Here is a 14,410-nt window from a genome sequence, read left to right on the forward strand (position 1 = left end):
ACTGATGTACCCCGTCACTAGCACGTTCCTGGCGACCCTGGCGACATCACACACGATGCTCGCCAGGGTCGACGCCTACTACGACGGCGCTCTCGTCCGATCGAGCCTCCCCTTCACGGCAGGCTCCGTCACCGTCGACCGGGGGAGTAAGACGAGGCGGACGATATCCCTGACCGTCGCCGACCCGAAGCTCCTCCCTTGGGCCGCGACGGATCCGCTCGCGGCGTACGGACAGCAGCTTGTAGCGTCGCGCGGAATCCGCTTCTCGAACGGCGCGGAGGAGTGGGTCCCGCTCGGGACCTTCCGCATCAACGAGCCTTCCGGCGACGTTCACTTCGGCCCTGTGACGGTCACGGGTGCCTCGATGGAATGCGCCCTGATCGACGACAAGTTTCAGGTGCCGACCTCCACGCGGGGATACGGCGGATGCGTCGACGCAATCGAGGCGCTCATTCGTCAGACCCTCCCCGATGCCGTGATCGTCAACCTCACGGTCGGAGCCCGAAATCCAGCGTGCGCCGTTGCCACGTGGGACGCTGGCGGTGACCGTTGGGACGCCGTTGCTCAAATCGCTCTGGCGATGCAGGCGGAAATCTACGTCGACGCTCAAAACCGGTTCGTCATTACCGACCTGCCCGACGTGGTAAACGGCGCTGTTGCGTGGGACATCGCGGAGGGCGAAGGCGGAACGCTGATGTCCGCGTCCCGTTCCATGCCAAGAACGGGCGTTTACAACGCCGTTGCGGCATCAGGGCAGAACGCGGCATCTGGGTCCGTCCCTGTGAGCGCGATAGTAAAGGACGAGGACCCGTCGAGCCCGACGAGGTGGGGCGGTCCATTTGGCAAGGTGACGAAGTCGATTTCGTCGGCTCTCTGGACGACAACTGGAGCGTGTTTCGCAGCAGCGCAATACGCGCTATTCGACGCCATCGCGCCGAACGTTCAGACCTCCATTAGCTCCCTGCCGAATCCGGCGCTGGAAGGTAACGACATCATCCGCCTGTCTTACGCGGCCCGAAAGGAGCGGTACCTCGTGCAGTCCCTGACAGTCCCGCTGACGGCCGACGAGAACTTCTCCATAGCCCTCCGTGGAGGCAAGGAGGAGACGCCGTGAGGCTCCCTCGCAAGACGATAGACGCAGTTCAGCGCCTCGTCGTGGAGACCGTCAAGCAGCGCGCAGCGTCGTGGATCCTCGCCACAGTGACAGCCGTGAACGGGGACGGGACGGTCGACATCGACACGGACCGCGGACCCGTCGACAGCGTCCGACGGCTGAAGTCGTATTCGTCGCCGGCCGTCAATGACGTCGTGAAGGTCTCCAAGAACCCCGACGGGAATTGGGTAGTGGACGGCGCACTTGCATAGTCCCCGGAATTCCATTCCCCAAATCTCACTGAGGAGTATCTCCCGTGCCTAGAAATGACTCCTACAGTCAGGGAGTTCAGTATCCGGTTCTCGGCGACGCGCCGGACATGGAAGCGGCGATGCAAACGCTCGTCAACGGTTTCGTTCCGCTGCTCGTCATGCGTTTCGCCAACGCCAACGCACGTGCTGCGGCGTTGACCGGAGCAACGAAGCCCGTTCCCGGAATGGTGACGTACCTTATCGCCGAAGACCGGTGGGAAGGACGTCAGGGCGACGGCAGTTGGCTCCTGTTGTCCGACGGACCATGGCAGCCGTTGACCTTCAAAACGGGCTACATCGCGCACACCGGTTCCCCCGGTTGGCGAAAGAAGGCGGGCGGAGGAATTGAACTCCGCGGCCGTGTCCGGCGAACGACCGGTGGCCCCTTCGAGGACAACGGCGACCTTGTGGAGTTCGCCTCGATCCCGTCCAGTGCCGCCCCCGCCGCGATGCGCTTCTTTCAGGTACCGGCGAAGCGAGTGACCGTCAGCGGAGTGACTCGCTACTCCGCCCGCATCGAGGTGAAGACGGACGGCACGCTTCAGTACACCGTCGAGAACGGGGGAGGAAGCGGCACGATGGCCGACCCCGGATGGATAGCACTCGACGGGATTCAGTTCAGCCCCGCCGGCGACTGACGCTCAGCACAAGACATTCACGCCTCGCAGGCAGCGGGGCGCTTTTTCATGCCCTGGAGGGGATCACGCATGGGTGAGATCTGGATCAAGGAAGCGGAGCGACTCGGCGACGGCAGCATCGGCGGAGCGATGGACACTCCGTCGGCGCCTGGCCGTGTCGTCTGGCACACCACGGAGTCCGGCCACGGCAACACGAGCTTCAAGAACGTCGGTCAGTACCTGATCAACGTCGGCGCTGAGCCACACATCCTCTACGACCCAACGACCGACCGGCTTGCGCAGTACGGCCCCCTGAACCAGAGTGCTCGCGCCCTGCGGAACGACGGCCTGACGAGGACGAACCGGACCGGGCGCGTCTGCATTCAGATCGAGGTGCTCGCGAAGGCGGCGCGCCCGTTCACCGAGTACTGGAAGCCGGGTCCGAACTTCAAGGCCCTCATGCGCGCCATCCGCTCGTGGGGCATCCCGGACGTCTGGCCGGCGGGGGCACTCGCGGGCTCCTACAGCGCCAACGTCTCCCGCAACCGAACCACGTGGGCGACGAAGGGCGGACACTACGGGCACTGCAACGTCCCCGGCAACGACCACTGGGACCCGGGGAAGATCGACCGCGCGGCCCTCTTCGCGGCGGCTCCGAAGGGCTCGACGCCTGCCCCGTCCAAGCCGTCGACCGGCTCCAGCTCCTCGACGTACACCGTCAAGGCGGGGGACACCCTTTCCGGCATCGGTGAGAAGACGGGTGTCAAGTGGGAGACGATCGCGAGCCTGAACGGCATCAAGGCGCCATACACGATCAAGGTCGGCCAGGTGCTGAAGCTCAAGGCGACGTCGACCTCGAAGCCCGCCACGAAGCCGACGGTCTCCGTCGCGCACCTGAACTCCGCTCGTGCGAAGGACATCCCGGCGGCGACCGGGCACACGACCTACCCGGCGGAGGTCAAGCTCGTCGAGGCCGCGCTCAAGGCGGAGGGGCTCCTCGACGCGAAGTACGCGGCTGACGGCTCCTGGGGGACGACGACGGAGGCGGCCTACAACGCGTTCCGACGGAAGGTCGGTTACACGGGTTCCGCGGCTACCGGCGCCGTCGGCCTGGAGTCCCTGAAGAAGCTCGCCGCCCGCCACAACTTCACGGCGAAGGCGTGAGCTCCGAAGTCCTCGTCTCGCTGATCACGGCTGCGTCAGTCATTGGCGCGGCCGTGATCGCGGCTGTCCCGGCGTTCCTCAGCCTCCAGCGTCGCACTACGGGCGCCGTGGCGGCAGAGGGGACGGCCACCCGCGAGGCACTGGACGGAATAGCGACCGCACTGAATGCGCGCATCGACGACGTGCGCGACGACATCGACGACATCCGGGAGCACGTGACGAGCGTGCGCGAGTGGCAGGCCGGCCACGACGCAGAACACCTCCTGATCGGCCGACAGCCTCCACGAGGAGATGCCTAGATGCCAGAACTACCGATCACCGTCGAAGCGGTGACCCTCTCGGGGCGCTACATCCGACCGGACGGCACCCCGATATCCGGCACGATCACCTTCGAGCCTCCCGCTCACCTGACGTTCCCCGACGCCGACATCATCAGCGCCGGCGCTGCAACGGTGGAGCTCGACGCCACCGGAGCATTCACCGTCAACCTCATCGCGACGGACGCGGACGGCGGGGACCCGGCCAACTGGACGTACACCGTCGTCGAGCGGCTACGGAACACGAACGGCCGGACGTTCCACCTCGCCCTGCCCGCTGCTACGCCGCTCGTTGACCTGGCGGACGTCGCACCAACGGACCCGTCTCTCGGGGACTACGTGGTCGTAGAGGGTCCGCCTGGACCAGCGGGACCCGCAGGACCGGAAGGACCGCAGGGACCTCCTGGGGAGGTCACGGAGGCGGAGCTCGCCGACGCACTCGCCGGGCTGGCCGCCCTTGCTGGCGCGACGTTCACGGGCGTCGTGACTATCAACGGCGCCCCATTCGCCGTGATGGGCACGGGCAAGGGTTACAGGTTCCGCCCCCTGGGATCGCGCCTGGACCTTGAAGCCACCGGCTCCGACCTGATGCTGAACGTGTTCTCCGGTCCCAACTTCGACGGCGACCAGCACGTCTATCTGCGCCTGGAGGCGGGCGTCCAGCTCGCCCACGCCATCGGCCGGTGGGAGTTCAACGCGGGTCCAGACTCCGGCCCTGTGCACGTCCTTGACGGCGCAGCGAACGTGCTCGGCTTCCATGGAGCGACACCGGTAGCCAAGCAGACCGTCACCGGATCCCGCGCGAGTGGCGCGGCTCTGGCCGACCTCCTGACGAAGCTTGCGGCTCTCGGTCTGATCACGGACGGAACTACAGCGTAACGGGGGGCTGTTCGTCGTCGTCCGCGTCGCTCTCGGCCCGTCCATCCCTCCACGCACGCCGGGCGCGGTGCCATGAAGCGAAGACGTCGGGGAGCGCGTCAAGGAAGCCCTTGACGCAGAAGAGGAAGATAGCCAGGACGCCGAAAGCGCTGAGCAGCCAAAGGATGACGGAATCACCCATCGGTTCGGAAACCCTTCATGTGAGGGCAGTCGAACCGGGTGCGGTGGGCAGACCTCAGCTCGACCACCACGTGTGTACGTGGTTGGGAAGAGCTGAGGCTCTGCCGACGTCAAAGCTTCAGTGGCTGCGTCGCTAGCGCGTACTTAGCAGGCGTCCCCCACGCTTACCCCGTGGGGCCGGATGACCGGGTCGTCGGCAGACCGGTTCCGCAACACGGGGGCCACCTCGATGGCGGCTGACTCCAGGGTAGCGCTGAACTCCGTTGATCGCATTACTACTTGAAGCCCCGCGTCACAACCCCGGCCGATTCCCCCACTACTCATGTGTCAGCACAGTGGAGGGGAGAGGGACCATGCCGAACATCGGGATCATCGGCCGCGCACGGGCCGGTAAGGACACAGCGGGGAAGTTCTTCGTCGACGGCCACGGCTACCGCCGGGTGGCGTTCGCGGACGCGCTGAAGGAAGCGGCGCTGAGGGTGGACCCGATCGTCGACGTGAGCGAGCACGGGGACTACACCGTCGACCTGACTACCGTCGTGGGCGATCTCGGGTGGGAAGAGGCCAAGGACGCTCACCCCGAAGTCCGCCGCATCCTCCAGGAGCTCGGAGCCGCCATGCGCGGCGTCGACGAGGAGGTGTGGCTCCGGGCAGCGCTGGCAAAGGTCCGTGACGCCAACGACTACGGCGTCCCCTGCGTGATCACCGACGTCCGCTACCGGAACGAGGCTGCCTCTCTCGTCCGAGCCGGCTTCTACCTGATCCACATCAACCGCCCCGGCATTCCGCAGCTCGACCACGAGTCGGAGCGCGATCTCGGACCGGAGGACGCCCGGTATCTCGTCCAGAACGACGGCGACCTTGCCCACCTGGGCGAGCAGCTCGAACGCATCTGGGACGAGATCTACGAGATCGAGTCCATCAAGCACGCCGCCCGCCTCTAAGGAAAGGCACTCATGAAGAAGCTCCGCGCCTATCTGAACGACCTCACCCTCCGCGCCTACGTCAAGCTCCAGACCTTCGCTGCGACGGAGCCCGTACGGCTCCGGGCGACGCTCGTGTCCTTCGTCCTGGCCGTCGGCCTCCTCTTCCCCGCACTGCGGGAGGGGGACGTCGCCCTGACGATCGCCAGTGTTGGCGCCACCGTGCTCCCTGTACTCGTAGGTGAGTCCGCACGACGGCGCGTGACTCCTGCCTGACGATTCACTTAGTAGAACCTAAGTGACATTGGTCACCACCATTGAAGCCCCCGTCTTCCCCACCTGGGAGGACGGGGGCTTTTCTGTTTTCGGGACTCCGTAAGTCGACTTACGGAGGATGAGAGTCTCGTTGTGTCGGCCGACATGCCGCCTGTACTGTCCGGTCATGCCGACCTCACCCGGCCCTCTACTCCAAGCACTCGCCGCCACATGGGAGCGAGTGCGGCGGGACGTGGAGGGACTACCACCCGCACAACCGACTATCTCAGCGACACCGCTCCCGCTCGATCATGGGCCGGAACGGTGGTCGACGGGACCAGGCGATTCCCTTCTCGGGCTCGCCGTCAGCGCTGAGACTCTCCAGGCCGGAGGCCAGGGAGTCGTGGAGTTTCTCAGACACGAAGCTGCGCACATCCTGGCGTGGAAGCGCGGGATCAAAGACACCACCATGCGCGGCGGCTACCACAACGCGAGCTTCCTAGCCCTTGCGGAGGAGGTAGGCCTTCACTGGGCTGACGGCCAGGAACGGAGCGCGAGCAGAGGCTTCAACAAGCCATCGCTAACGGACGAAGCCATTCAGCGCCACGTTGACGACATTGCAGCCCTCGACGAGGCTATTCCGTCTGCCCTCCCGCTCTATGCCCGGCCGGCGTCGCGAAGCACGAGGCCAGACCGGCTAAGCGTGCAGTGCGAGTGTGATCCTCCGCGGAAGGGCAGGTTCTCGAAAACAGCCTTCGAGCTAGGCCCGATCGTGTGCGGCGTGTGTAAAGCGGAGTTCAAGGAAGCGCCCTAAAGGGCAGAACCGGGGTATGGTCTAGCCCACAGAAGTACTTCGCGGTAACCTACCCCGGTCAGCCGCAGCACGTTTGGAAGAGGACGAGATGAGCCCGAAGGAAGTCACCCGCCGGCAGACGGCGAAGCCTGCGCCTGTCGACGTCGACAACCTCCCCGCTCTACAGCTCGACAGCGTCAAGGGCGAGTCGACGGCCACCCTCCAAGCGCGTGGAGCGTCTTACGCTCGGGAGTACGCCCGGATCGAGCACGCGCCAACCATCCTGCTGAAGAACATCGCAACTGTGGTCGTCGCTTTGCGCGAGCGCCGGGAGGACTGGCTAGGGCGCACGCAGGACTACCGCGACGAGGTGGCGGAGATGTACCGCCTCGCCAACATCCCGCCTGACTCGAAGGACCGGATTCAGTCCGCGGTCCGGTGGCACATCGGCAACCTCCTCCGCGAGGTGCTTCCAGCGGAGGAGCTTCAAGCCCTAGTCCTGAACGCGAAGTCGCCACTAGAGCGGCTACAGGACCGTCGAGCGCTCGACAGTGCCGTCCTTGCCTCGGCTAAGGCGTCCACTGCTGTCGCTGCCTCCACGCCGAAGAAGACGAAGACAGCGAAGGGCAAGGTGGAGGAGCCAGAGCCCCGCGTCCCCGAGCAGGGCGACGGCGTCAAGGCAACGGCTGATCACCTCCGACTTGCGAAGGTCGGGGCTAGCGTCTTCCGTCAGCTCGATCTCACCGTCATCGACGAGCACATGACCGACGGGCAGCGTGCCAAACTGGACGACGAGCTCGCGGAGCTCCAATCCTTGATCGCGAAGCTCCGTCGGCACACCCGAAAGCGCAGGTCAGACGGCTAGTCGAGGCTCTTCGTCGCCCGACGCCTCCGCCTCCACCACGGCCAAAGTGTCAAACTAACCCCTATTTTCTAACTCCTCTTAACGCGTCTTAGAGGGAGTTGAAAACAGGGGTTAGTTTGGCTTTTTGGACCGACTCTGTCTGCGAGGGAGGAGGCGGCAGGTTCCTCGGCGGTCCGCGTCACAACCTGCGCCGCTTCCCCCATAACTCCTGTGTCAGCAACGAACGACGGCACAGGAGGCCGAATGGCCGGAGTGAGCACACTGCAACGTGGCGGAAGCCGCTTCTACGTAGATCCCGACAACGGGACAATCAAGGTTCCCGGCGTGACGAGCGTCGTCGGCATGGCGCCGAAGGACTTCCTGACCTACTGGAACGCGAAGGTCGTAGCGGAGACGGCCGTCGAGCAGATCGACACCATCGTCCGCCTGGCGGAGCGCGATCCTGCTGGCGCCGTCGACTACCTGAAGGGTGCGCCCCGACGGTTCACGAGGGCGGCGAGCGATCTCGGCTCCGCGGCTCACGACCTCTTCGAGCGACTCGCACGAGGGGAGACGGTCAACGACCGTCACGTCCACGTGGACGTGAAGCGTCATGTTCGTTGGTTCCGTGAGTTCCTCGACGAGATCCAGCCGGAGTTCATCCACCTCGAAGAGACCGTCTGGAGCGACACCCATCAGTACGCGGGTAGCTTCGACGCTATCGCCAAGGTGGACGGCGAGGTAGTCATCCTCGACTGGAAGACGTCGAAGGCGATTTACGACTCGGTGGCTCTCCAGCTAGCCGCCTACCGCTACGCGGACCGCATCATCCTCGCGTCCGACGGCTCGTCCGTCGACGTCCCGGAGATGGCCGGCGGAGCAGCTCTCCACATCCGGCCGGAAGGCTGGGCACTGCACCCTGTCGAGTGCGCTCCGTGGGTGTTCGACGCGTTCCTTCACCTCCGCGGCACCTTCGACTGGGAGCGCGAAGGGAAGAAGCGCGTGATCGGCAAGCCCATCGCGCGCGGCGGGGAGATGGAGACGGGTACGCAGCGGAGGGCGGCGTGAGGGCGCACTACCGCGTGAGCGGGAGGGTGCGCATCGATCTCCCCACTGACGGGTACGAGATGGAAGTCCTCCATCCTGCGCCTGGTCAGGGTCGGCTCCCGAAAGCTGTACGCCTGGTCGTTTCGGCAACGGAGTTCGAGGAGCTCGCGGCACAGATCCGGGACGGCGACGTCGAGAAGGCGGAGCTGAAGCGGGAGCTGGAGGAGACGAAGGAGCGTCTCCGGCGAGTGGCGGAGGACCGCGTCACTTGGAAGGAAGCAGCTCACAGCCATGCCGCCGACCTGGCGCGGATGGCGGACGAGGTTGCCCGGCTTTCCGACGACCGCGACCGGATGACGGGGCAGCGTGACTCGTCCGTGAAGCACGCGGCGTCAGTCGACGCCCTCCGTCCGATCCGCATGGAGGTCCCGGCGGAGCTCTTCACGGCGTCGGCCGACGAGGAGCTGAAGGCCACCATCGTGCGCCAGGCGCGCGAGATCACGAGGTTGATGGGCGAGAGCGAGTAGGACAAGGCACACACGCGGGGCGTCCACATCGGGCGCCCCGCTTCGCATTCACACGAGAGGAGAGAACGTGCACGAGTTCACGCCCTGGCCGAAGACGGCGAGGCTCTTCCGCGACGTAGTGGTGACGGAGAAGCTCGACGGGACGAACGCCGCGATCCACATCAGCAAGGGGTCGGCCGTCGAGTACCCGAGTATGACTCTCGACGCTTACCCCCTGAAGCCCGGTGAGTTCTTCGTCGACGGCCACATCTGGTACGTCACCGCGCAGTCGCGCAAGCGCATCGTCACGCCGGGGAAGACGACCGACAACTACGGGTTCGCGGCGTGGGTCTACACGTACGCCTCGGAACTCGTCCGCCTCCTGGGGGAGGGTCTGCATTTCGGTGAGTGGTGGGGGCAGGGAATCCAGCGGAATTACGGCATGGAAGACCGACGCTTCTCGCTCTTCAACACTGAGCGGTACGACCACCTGAACCACGATGATGCGGCCGTGTTCGACGGAAGCCGACTCAACACGGTCCCGGTGCTGTACGAGGGGCCGTTCAGTGAGGACGAGATCACGGGGGCTCTGACTGATCTCCGGGAGTTCGGCTCCCGATCGGCCCCCGGCTTCATGAACCCCGAAGGCATCTGCGTCTACCACACGCAGACCCGGAGCGTCTTCAAAGTCACGCTCGACGCCAACGACGCGGGCAAGTGGGAGGCGGCAGCATGAAGCACCTGACGCCACTCGCCGTTGCCCTGACGATCGTCGCTCTGATCCTCGCCGGCTTCGCGCTGACGTCCTGCGACACCGGAGGCTCCGCATCGGTGCCGTCGATTGAGATCGACGTCGACGCCCCGCGGAAGCCGAAGGCGAAGACGCCGAAGGTCACCACTCCGAAGGCGCCCGCCTTCAAGGCTCCCTCGACGACGCGGAGGAGGTAGCGCTCAGTGCCGACCGAGGAAGAGCAACGCAGCCCTGACTTCTGCTGGACGCACGGTTGTCACCGGTCTCAATGCCCTACCCCGCAGCACTGACGTAAAGCGCACACACACAGTACCCAAGCCCCCGGTTGCTTCGGCGCCGGGGGCTTTCGGCGTAGGAGCACATGAGAGGAGAGACACGGGTGAGTGACGTTCTGTATGTTCCGTTCCCGCGTACAAGCACGGCCGCACGCGCCCTGAAGCGCTCGCCGGAGGACGTGGCGCGGATGACGAAGAGCGAGCGAGAGCAGCGCGTCCGCGAGCTGTTGGGGCTGTCCCATTGGATTGTGGATCGGGCTCTTGAGAAGTACTTCGTCAAGCACCGCGTGGCGGCGATGGCGATCATGTACTCCGGCGGCAACGACTCCACGACCCTGGCGCACGTGTTCCGCAACCGGGCGGACCTGGCCATCCATGCCAACACCGGTATCGGCGTCGAGCAGACGAGACAGTTCGTCCGCGACACCTGCGCGACGTGGGGCCTCCAACTCATGGAGAAGTCCCCCAAGCCGCAGGACTCGTACCGGCAACAGGTACTAGACGTTGGGTTCCCCGGGCCTGCGCAGCACTTCAAGATGTTTCAGCGCCTGAAGGAGCGGTGCCTCGAACAGGCTCGCTCGGAGTTCGTGAGGAAGCCGCACCAGGAGCGCATCCTCTTTCTTGGCGGCCGACGTCGTAGCGAGTCTGCCCGTCGGGCCACGATCACGACGTGGGACCGCAAGCGCTCCATGTGCTACGCGTCTCCGCTGACGATGTGGATGAAGCTCGATCTCAACACCTATCGCCTGATGGCGGGCGACGTTCCCGTAAATCAGGTTTCCGACCTGATCCATATGTCCGGTGAGTGTCTCTGCGGAGCCTTCGCGGAGAAAGACGAGCTGGACATGATCGGAATGTGGTTTCCGGAAGTTCAGGCGGAGATCGAGGAGCTTGAAGCGCTCATTGCCGATCGGGAGGACATCCCCGAGCCCCGAAGGACGTGGGGATGGGGCGCCTACCGCCGGGATCTCCAGGCCATGAAGCAGCAGGGCCGGTTCAAGTCCGGGGCCATGTGCTCCTCGTGTGACGCCCGGGCGACGGGCGGAAAGGTGATCGCGGCATGAGCTTTTGTCGGTTCTGCTCTTTCGCGGCGGACGAATACCAGGTGACACGGATCGGATCCGTCGTCTCCTTCCTGGACGCGTATCCGGTGAGCGACGGCCACACGCTCATCATCCCGGAGCGCCACGTCGTCGACGTATTCGAGATGGGGACGGAAGAGATCGAGGACATGTGGTCCGCGGCACGCATCACGGCGGCGTTCCTGCGCGCTGACGACCCGACCATCACCGGCTTCAACGTCGGTTTCAACGCCGGTGAGGACGCTGGCCAGACCGTCATGCACGCGCACTTGCACGTCATTCCGCGCCGACGTGGTGACACCCCGCACCCACGTGGGGGAGTCCGGGGCGTGATCCCGTCGCGCATGTCGTACTGAGGAGCGCCAATCACTCATGAGGAGAAAGATGCAGACCATCCACACGGCCGACGGCTCGTCGGTGACGGTCACTCCGCGGGGAATCGAGTTCGACCTCCACGTCCGTAACGCGAAGGGCGAGACCGTCGCGACTGTCGAGATGAGTCAAGACGACCTTGACGCGCTGTACCTGGAGATGGACGAGCACACCACGGTGGAGTGGGAGGCGGCGTGAGCGCCCGCGACACCCTCGTCTCCACCCTGACGAACCTCCTCGCTGTCTCCACCCGGGGACGCATGGAGGCGCACCGCGCGAAGGCGGAGGCGCTCGTCGGTGACGCGCTGAAAGAGCACGCGCACGGGTTGGCGGAGGAAGTCCGCGGCCTGGACAGGGGCGTCGTCGTCATGGCCGGACGCCGGGTGACGGACGTTGACGTGATCGCAGACCTGATCGACCCGGAGGCGCCCTGATGGCGCTCAGCGTCGAGACGGTTCAAGCCCTGGCCGTCGTGCAGGAGGGCGCGTTTCAGAGCCACATGTACGACGCCCACCGGAAGCTCATGATCCCGGGCGAGGTTGCCCGGCTCTTCGTGCTGCTGACGGAAGAAGTCGCTCGCCTGGAGCGACGCGTGAAGGAACTGGAGGAGAGCTCATGAGCCTGGCCCAACTCGTCGAAGCCGGCGCCCCGGAGCTGCCGGAGGGGTGGTTCTACCGCGTGCGGGAGTCGCTCCACGTCGGATACAAGCTGGAGATCCGCGAGCAGCGCCGGTTCAGGTCGCGGTTGATCGTGGAGACGTACGTCCTGGAGGAGCGGCACGACGACATGACGGAGGCCGTCGTCGCCGCCTGCCGACGTGCGCACCAGATCGTCCAGGAGCGCGCAGGGCAGCGGGACAAGTTCGCCGCTCTCGCGCAGCTCGCCGGAGACCACGACCCGAAGGGCGGACACGCATGACCACCGCGAAGGACGCGCGCGGAGTCGAGATCCACGAGGGAGCAACCTGCATCTACGGCGCCAGCGTCGGGCGCTCTGTCGCCATGGTGGAGGCCGTCGTCGACGGGTTCACCGACTCCGGCCGCGTGTGGGTGAAGGTGGTTCGTCGCTCGTACGGCGAGACGACGTGGAGCAAGCCGCGGGACCGGGTGCATGTCGGACCCGATCGGATCGTGATCGTCGACGTGCTTCCCGCGTCCCCGCTCACGACGCAGGCGGAGAACGCTGCCGCACGCGAAGCACGGCGAGCGGAGGGCGCGTGACCACCCTCGCCGATGCCATCCGCGCGCAGTTCGAGCGCGACCACCCACTCGGTAAGAACACACTCCTGTGCGAGCGGTGCCGACGCCGGAAGGACCGTAAGGACTTCCGAGAGACGCCGTGGCACGGCCGCGCGGCCGACTGCAAGAGCTGTGAAGGGATGCGGTGGGTCGACGAGCTCCGGCTCCGCCAGGAGTGGGAGCTGGAGCAGGAGCGGGAGAGGACGCGGATGTTGGTTCGCCACATCGGACGGCTCCGTCTTCAGCGCATCCTGACGCCGCTCGTCAGGTCGGCCGACGCCTTCGAGGCGCATCACCAGCCGTATTACGACGCCTTGGAGCGCGCACAGCGCCGTTGGTTGGCGGCGTTCATGACGTTGCCCATTCCCGACTTCGAGCATCGCCAGAAGCGCACACGACTCACGCAGGAGAGGACGCGATGACCGACGACGGGATGACCACGGAAGTGCGTGACTTCGCGCTCGACGTGCTCGGGGAGTGGATCAAGGGCTACACCGTCCCCGAGGAAGGGCCGCAGCTCCGGCTCACGCCCCTCTGGTTTGCCGATGACGATCTCCACGTGCGCGTGGAGGAGTGCGACCCGTTCCCCAGCAACGCCCGCGAGTTCCGCATTTCCCTGACCGTGGAGGAGCTTTGACCACCTACCCCCAGCCCGGAGACTTCGCCCTGACGAAGATCTCCGGCTTCACGGGTGCATTCGTCGCCGCCGGCCAGTGGTTCGTGGGCGACGCAGCTCCCGTCCAGCACGCATACGTGTACGTCGGGAACGGGGAGATCGTCCAGGCCATGCCCGGCGGGGCGGAGTTGATCCCGCTGGCGGAGGCGAACGAGCCTGTCGTGTGGTCGACGGGGAAGATCCCGCTGACGTCCGCGGACCGCATTCGGATCTGCTTCGCTGCTCGCGGCCTCATCGGGACTCCGTACTCCTTCGTCGACTACGCCTCGATAGCCCTGGCCCACTATCGGATCCGTCCGCGGTGGGTGCGGGACTTCGTCGCCGACACGGGACATCTCATTTGCTCTCAGCTCGTCGACGAGGCGTACCTCCGCGCCGGCGTGCATCTCTTCGACGACGGCCGACTCCCGGGCGACGTCACGCCGGGGGACCTCTACAAGCTGCTTGCCACGAAGCGTGTGTCATCGACGGACCGCGACCTCTGGAGGTTGGCGCATGGCTGACTGGGCTCAGATGGTCGCGAACCGGGACGCGGAGATCGAGCGTCTGACGTCGCTCGTCGGCTACTGGGAACACCGCGCGGAGGAGTCCGACCGTCTCCGAGAGCACGCGGGAAGTCTCTACGAGATGTTCAAGCGGCTCCGCGACGAGGAGGCGGACCGGGCCGACCGCTACCGTCTCGCCTGGACGTCCGCCCGCCGGCGTGCTGCGGACGAAGCCAACTTCGGTATGGAGGCGCTGGAGCTGAAGGAGCGGGAGGTCTCCCGTTGGCGCTCCGGCCACGAGACGGCGGAGGCTCAGCTCGTCAGGGAGCGGCGTGCGAACGCACGGCTCCGCGCCTTCGCGGCCGACGTCAGCGCCGTACGTGACTGGACCATGTGCGCGGAGACTCCGCGGGATCTCCTGGAGTCTCACCTTCGCCCGGTCTACGACTCCCTCTATGAGCTGGAGGCCGCGGAGCGGGAGAGCCGTCCCTTCGTCGACCGCACTGGGCGCCGTGCTGCCCGCGGGGAGTTCGACGAGGCTCCGTAAGTCGACTTACGGAGCGAACTCCCACGTCACATCCCGTCCCCGTTCCCCCATAACT

General features: G+C 65.8%; 25 protein-coding genes. All 25 read left to right on the plus strand.

Annotation, left to right across the window (positions count from 1 at the left end):
* The first annotated feature begins 4 nt into the window (after positions 1 to 4).
* Complete coding sequence (locus tag ACZ7L5_RS00885; RefSeq protein WP_471513239.1) at positions 5 to 1,114, plus strand: DUF5047 domain-containing protein; 1,110 nt, start codon at positions 5 to 7, stop codon at positions 1,112 to 1,114.
* Positions 1,111 to 1,365 carry a hypothetical protein gene (locus tag ACZ7L5_RS00890; protein ID WP_471513241.1) on the plus strand — a complete coding sequence of 85 codons (255 nt, stop codon included), beginning with the start codon at positions 1,111 to 1,113 and terminating at the stop codon, positions 1,363 to 1,365. Before ACZ7L5_RS00885 ends, ACZ7L5_RS00890 begins: the two co-directional genes overlap by 4 nt.
* Before the next feature lie 44 nt (positions 1,366 to 1,409).
* Positions 1,410 to 2,042, plus strand: a complete 633-nt coding sequence (locus tag ACZ7L5_RS00895) for a hypothetical protein (RefSeq protein WP_471513243.1) — start codon at positions 1,410 to 1,412, stop codon at positions 2,040 to 2,042.
* A gap of 69 nt (positions 2,043 to 2,111) precedes the next feature.
* A complete protein-coding gene (locus tag ACZ7L5_RS00900; protein WP_471513245.1) occupies positions 2,112 to 3,185 on the plus strand; it encodes a PGRP and LysM peptidoglycan-binding domain-containing protein in 1,074 nt (357 codons plus the stop codon).
* Positions 3,182 to 3,484 (plus strand): hypothetical protein, encoded by a 303-nt coding sequence (locus tag ACZ7L5_RS00905; protein WP_471513246.1) that lies wholly within the window; start codon positions 3,182 to 3,184, stop codon positions 3,482 to 3,484. The genes ACZ7L5_RS00900 and ACZ7L5_RS00905 overlap by 4 nt, the downstream gene beginning before the upstream one ends.
* Positions 3,485 to 4,381 (plus strand): hypothetical protein, encoded by an 897-nt coding sequence (locus ACZ7L5_RS00910; protein WP_471513248.1) that lies wholly within the window; start codon positions 3,485 to 3,487, stop codon positions 4,379 to 4,381.
* 533 nt (positions 4,382 to 4,914) lie between these two features.
* Entirely contained in the window at positions 4,915 to 5,505 is a 591-nt protein-coding gene (locus ACZ7L5_RS00915) for a deoxynucleotide monophosphate kinase family protein (RefSeq protein ID WP_471513250.1), read from the plus strand.
* 12 nt (positions 5,506 to 5,517) lie between these two features.
* Positions 5,518 to 5,760 carry a hypothetical protein gene (locus ACZ7L5_RS00920; RefSeq protein WP_471513251.1) on the plus strand — a complete coding sequence of 81 codons (243 nt, stop codon included), beginning with the start codon at positions 5,518 to 5,520 and terminating at the stop codon, positions 5,758 to 5,760.
* A gap of 382 nt (positions 5,761 to 6,142) precedes the next feature.
* Complete coding sequence (locus ACZ7L5_RS00925; protein ID WP_471513253.1) at positions 6,143 to 6,553, plus strand: hypothetical protein; 411 nt, start codon at positions 6,143 to 6,145, stop codon at positions 6,551 to 6,553.
* 88 nt (positions 6,554 to 6,641) lie between these two features.
* The gene (locus ACZ7L5_RS00930) at positions 6,642 to 7,397 is read left to right on the plus strand and encodes a hypothetical protein (protein ID WP_471513255.1); all 756 of its coding nucleotides are present in this window, start codon (positions 6,642 to 6,644) and stop codon (positions 7,395 to 7,397) included.
* A gap of 243 nt (positions 7,398 to 7,640) precedes the next feature.
* Entirely contained in the window at positions 7,641 to 8,444 is an 804-nt protein-coding gene (locus ACZ7L5_RS00935; RefSeq protein WP_471513257.1) for a PD-(D/E)XK nuclease family protein, read from the plus strand.
* Positions 8,441 to 8,950, plus strand: a complete 510-nt coding sequence (locus ACZ7L5_RS00940; RefSeq protein WP_471513259.1) for a hypothetical protein — start codon at positions 8,441 to 8,443, stop codon at positions 8,948 to 8,950. The genes ACZ7L5_RS00935 and ACZ7L5_RS00940 overlap by 4 nt, the downstream gene beginning before the upstream one ends.
* A 67-nt stretch (positions 8,951 to 9,017) precedes the next feature.
* Positions 9,018 to 9,665 carry an RNA ligase family protein gene (locus tag ACZ7L5_RS00945; protein WP_471513261.1) on the plus strand — a complete coding sequence of 216 codons (648 nt, stop codon included), beginning with the start codon at positions 9,018 to 9,020 and terminating at the stop codon, positions 9,663 to 9,665.
* Entirely contained in the window at positions 9,662 to 9,877 is a 216-nt protein-coding gene (locus ACZ7L5_RS00950; protein WP_471513262.1) for a hypothetical protein, read from the plus strand. Before ACZ7L5_RS00945 ends, ACZ7L5_RS00950 begins: the two co-directional genes overlap by 4 nt.
* A 182-nt stretch (positions 9,878 to 10,059) precedes the next feature.
* Positions 10,060 to 11,019, plus strand: a complete 960-nt coding sequence (locus tag ACZ7L5_RS00955) for a phosphoadenosine phosphosulfate reductase domain-containing protein (RefSeq protein WP_471513264.1) — start codon at positions 10,060 to 10,062, stop codon at positions 11,017 to 11,019.
* Positions 11,016 to 11,393 carry an HIT family protein gene (locus ACZ7L5_RS00960; protein ID WP_471513266.1) on the plus strand — a complete coding sequence of 126 codons (378 nt, stop codon included), beginning with the start codon at positions 11,016 to 11,018 and terminating at the stop codon, positions 11,391 to 11,393. The genes ACZ7L5_RS00955 and ACZ7L5_RS00960 overlap by 4 nt, the downstream gene beginning before the upstream one ends.
* Before the next feature lie 28 nt (positions 11,394 to 11,421).
* A complete protein-coding gene (locus ACZ7L5_RS00965) occupies positions 11,422 to 11,607 on the plus strand; it encodes a hypothetical protein (protein ID WP_471513267.1) in 186 nt (61 codons plus the stop codon).
* Positions 11,604 to 11,843: a hypothetical protein gene (locus ACZ7L5_RS00970; protein WP_471513269.1), complete on the plus strand. Its 240-nt coding sequence runs from the start codon at positions 11,604 to 11,606 to the stop codon at positions 11,841 to 11,843. The genes ACZ7L5_RS00965 and ACZ7L5_RS00970 overlap by 4 nt, the downstream gene beginning before the upstream one ends.
* The gene (locus ACZ7L5_RS00975) at positions 11,843 to 12,028 is read left to right on the plus strand and encodes a hypothetical protein (RefSeq protein WP_471513271.1); all 186 of its coding nucleotides are present in this window, start codon (positions 11,843 to 11,845) and stop codon (positions 12,026 to 12,028) included. Before ACZ7L5_RS00970 ends, ACZ7L5_RS00975 begins: the two co-directional genes overlap by 1 nt.
* Positions 12,025 to 12,327: a hypothetical protein gene (locus tag ACZ7L5_RS00980; RefSeq protein ID WP_471513273.1), complete on the plus strand. Its 303-nt coding sequence runs from the start codon at positions 12,025 to 12,027 to the stop codon at positions 12,325 to 12,327. Before ACZ7L5_RS00975 ends, ACZ7L5_RS00980 begins: the two co-directional genes overlap by 4 nt.
* Positions 12,324 to 12,629, plus strand: a complete 306-nt coding sequence (locus tag ACZ7L5_RS00985) for a hypothetical protein (protein WP_471513274.1) — start codon at positions 12,324 to 12,326, stop codon at positions 12,627 to 12,629. The genes ACZ7L5_RS00980 and ACZ7L5_RS00985 overlap by 4 nt, the downstream gene beginning before the upstream one ends.
* Positions 12,626 to 13,069, plus strand: coding sequence for a hypothetical protein (locus tag ACZ7L5_RS00990; RefSeq protein ID WP_471513276.1), 444 nt, complete (start codon positions 12,626 to 12,628; stop codon positions 13,067 to 13,069). The genes ACZ7L5_RS00985 and ACZ7L5_RS00990 overlap by 4 nt, the downstream gene beginning before the upstream one ends.
* A complete protein-coding gene (locus tag ACZ7L5_RS00995; protein WP_471513277.1) occupies positions 13,066 to 13,284 on the plus strand; it encodes a hypothetical protein in 219 nt (72 codons plus the stop codon). Before ACZ7L5_RS00990 ends, ACZ7L5_RS00995 begins: the two co-directional genes overlap by 4 nt.
* Positions 13,281 to 13,826, plus strand: coding sequence for a C40 family peptidase (locus tag ACZ7L5_RS01000; protein WP_471513279.1), 546 nt, complete (start codon positions 13,281 to 13,283; stop codon positions 13,824 to 13,826). Before ACZ7L5_RS00995 ends, ACZ7L5_RS01000 begins: the two co-directional genes overlap by 4 nt.
* Positions 13,819 to 14,355 (plus strand): hypothetical protein, encoded by a 537-nt coding sequence (locus tag ACZ7L5_RS01005; RefSeq protein WP_471513281.1) that lies wholly within the window; start codon positions 13,819 to 13,821, stop codon positions 14,353 to 14,355. The genes ACZ7L5_RS01000 and ACZ7L5_RS01005 overlap by 8 nt, the downstream gene beginning before the upstream one ends.
* Positions 14,356 to 14,410: the final 55 nt, after the last annotated feature.

Source organism: Streptomyces sp. NPDC107528, from assembly GCF_055639295.1.

What these genes read in the sequence shown, in the direction of transcription:
- ACZ7L5_RS00885 (WP_471513239.1), top strand. Translation starts at nt 5, where the DNA reads ATGTACCCCGTCACTAGCACGTTCCTGGCGACCCTGGCGACATCACAC.
- ACZ7L5_RS00900 (WP_471513245.1), top strand. Translation starts at nt 2,112, where the DNA reads ATGGGTGAGATCTGGATCAAGGAAGCGGAGCGACTCGGCGACGGCAGC.
- ACZ7L5_RS00910 (WP_471513248.1), top strand. Translation starts at nt 3,485, where the DNA reads ATGCCAGAACTACCGATCACCGTCGAAGCGGTGACCCTCTCGGGGCGC.
- ACZ7L5_RS00915 (WP_471513250.1), top strand. Translation starts at nt 4,915, where the DNA reads ATGCCGAACATCGGGATCATCGGCCGCGCACGGGCCGGTAAGGACACA.
- ACZ7L5_RS00920 (WP_471513251.1), top strand. Translation starts at nt 5,518, where the DNA reads ATGAAGAAGCTCCGCGCCTATCTGAACGACCTCACCCTCCGCGCCTAC.
- ACZ7L5_RS00930 (WP_471513255.1), top strand. Translation starts at nt 6,642, where the DNA reads ATGAGCCCGAAGGAAGTCACCCGCCGGCAGACGGCGAAGCCTGCGCCT.
- ACZ7L5_RS00935 (WP_471513257.1), top strand. Translation starts at nt 7,641, where the DNA reads ATGGCCGGAGTGAGCACACTGCAACGTGGCGGAAGCCGCTTCTACGTA.
- ACZ7L5_RS00950 (WP_471513262.1), top strand. Translation starts at nt 9,662, where the DNA reads ATGAAGCACCTGACGCCACTCGCCGTTGCCCTGACGATCGTCGCTCTG.
- ACZ7L5_RS00960 (WP_471513266.1), top strand. Translation starts at nt 11,016, where the DNA reads ATGAGCTTTTGTCGGTTCTGCTCTTTCGCGGCGGACGAATACCAGGTG.
- ACZ7L5_RS00965 (WP_471513267.1), top strand. Translation starts at nt 11,422, where the DNA reads ATGCAGACCATCCACACGGCCGACGGCTCGTCGGTGACGGTCACTCCG.
- ACZ7L5_RS00975 (WP_471513271.1), top strand. Translation starts at nt 11,843, where the DNA reads ATGGCGCTCAGCGTCGAGACGGTTCAAGCCCTGGCCGTCGTGCAGGAG.
- ACZ7L5_RS00980 (WP_471513273.1), top strand. Translation starts at nt 12,025, where the DNA reads ATGAGCCTGGCCCAACTCGTCGAAGCCGGCGCCCCGGAGCTGCCGGAG.
- ACZ7L5_RS00985 (WP_471513274.1), top strand. Translation starts at nt 12,324, where the DNA reads ATGACCACCGCGAAGGACGCGCGCGGAGTCGAGATCCACGAGGGAGCA.
- ACZ7L5_RS00995 (WP_471513277.1), top strand. Translation starts at nt 13,066, where the DNA reads ATGACCGACGACGGGATGACCACGGAAGTGCGTGACTTCGCGCTCGAC.
- ACZ7L5_RS01005 (WP_471513281.1), top strand. Translation starts at nt 13,819, where the DNA reads ATGGCTGACTGGGCTCAGATGGTCGCGAACCGGGACGCGGAGATCGAG.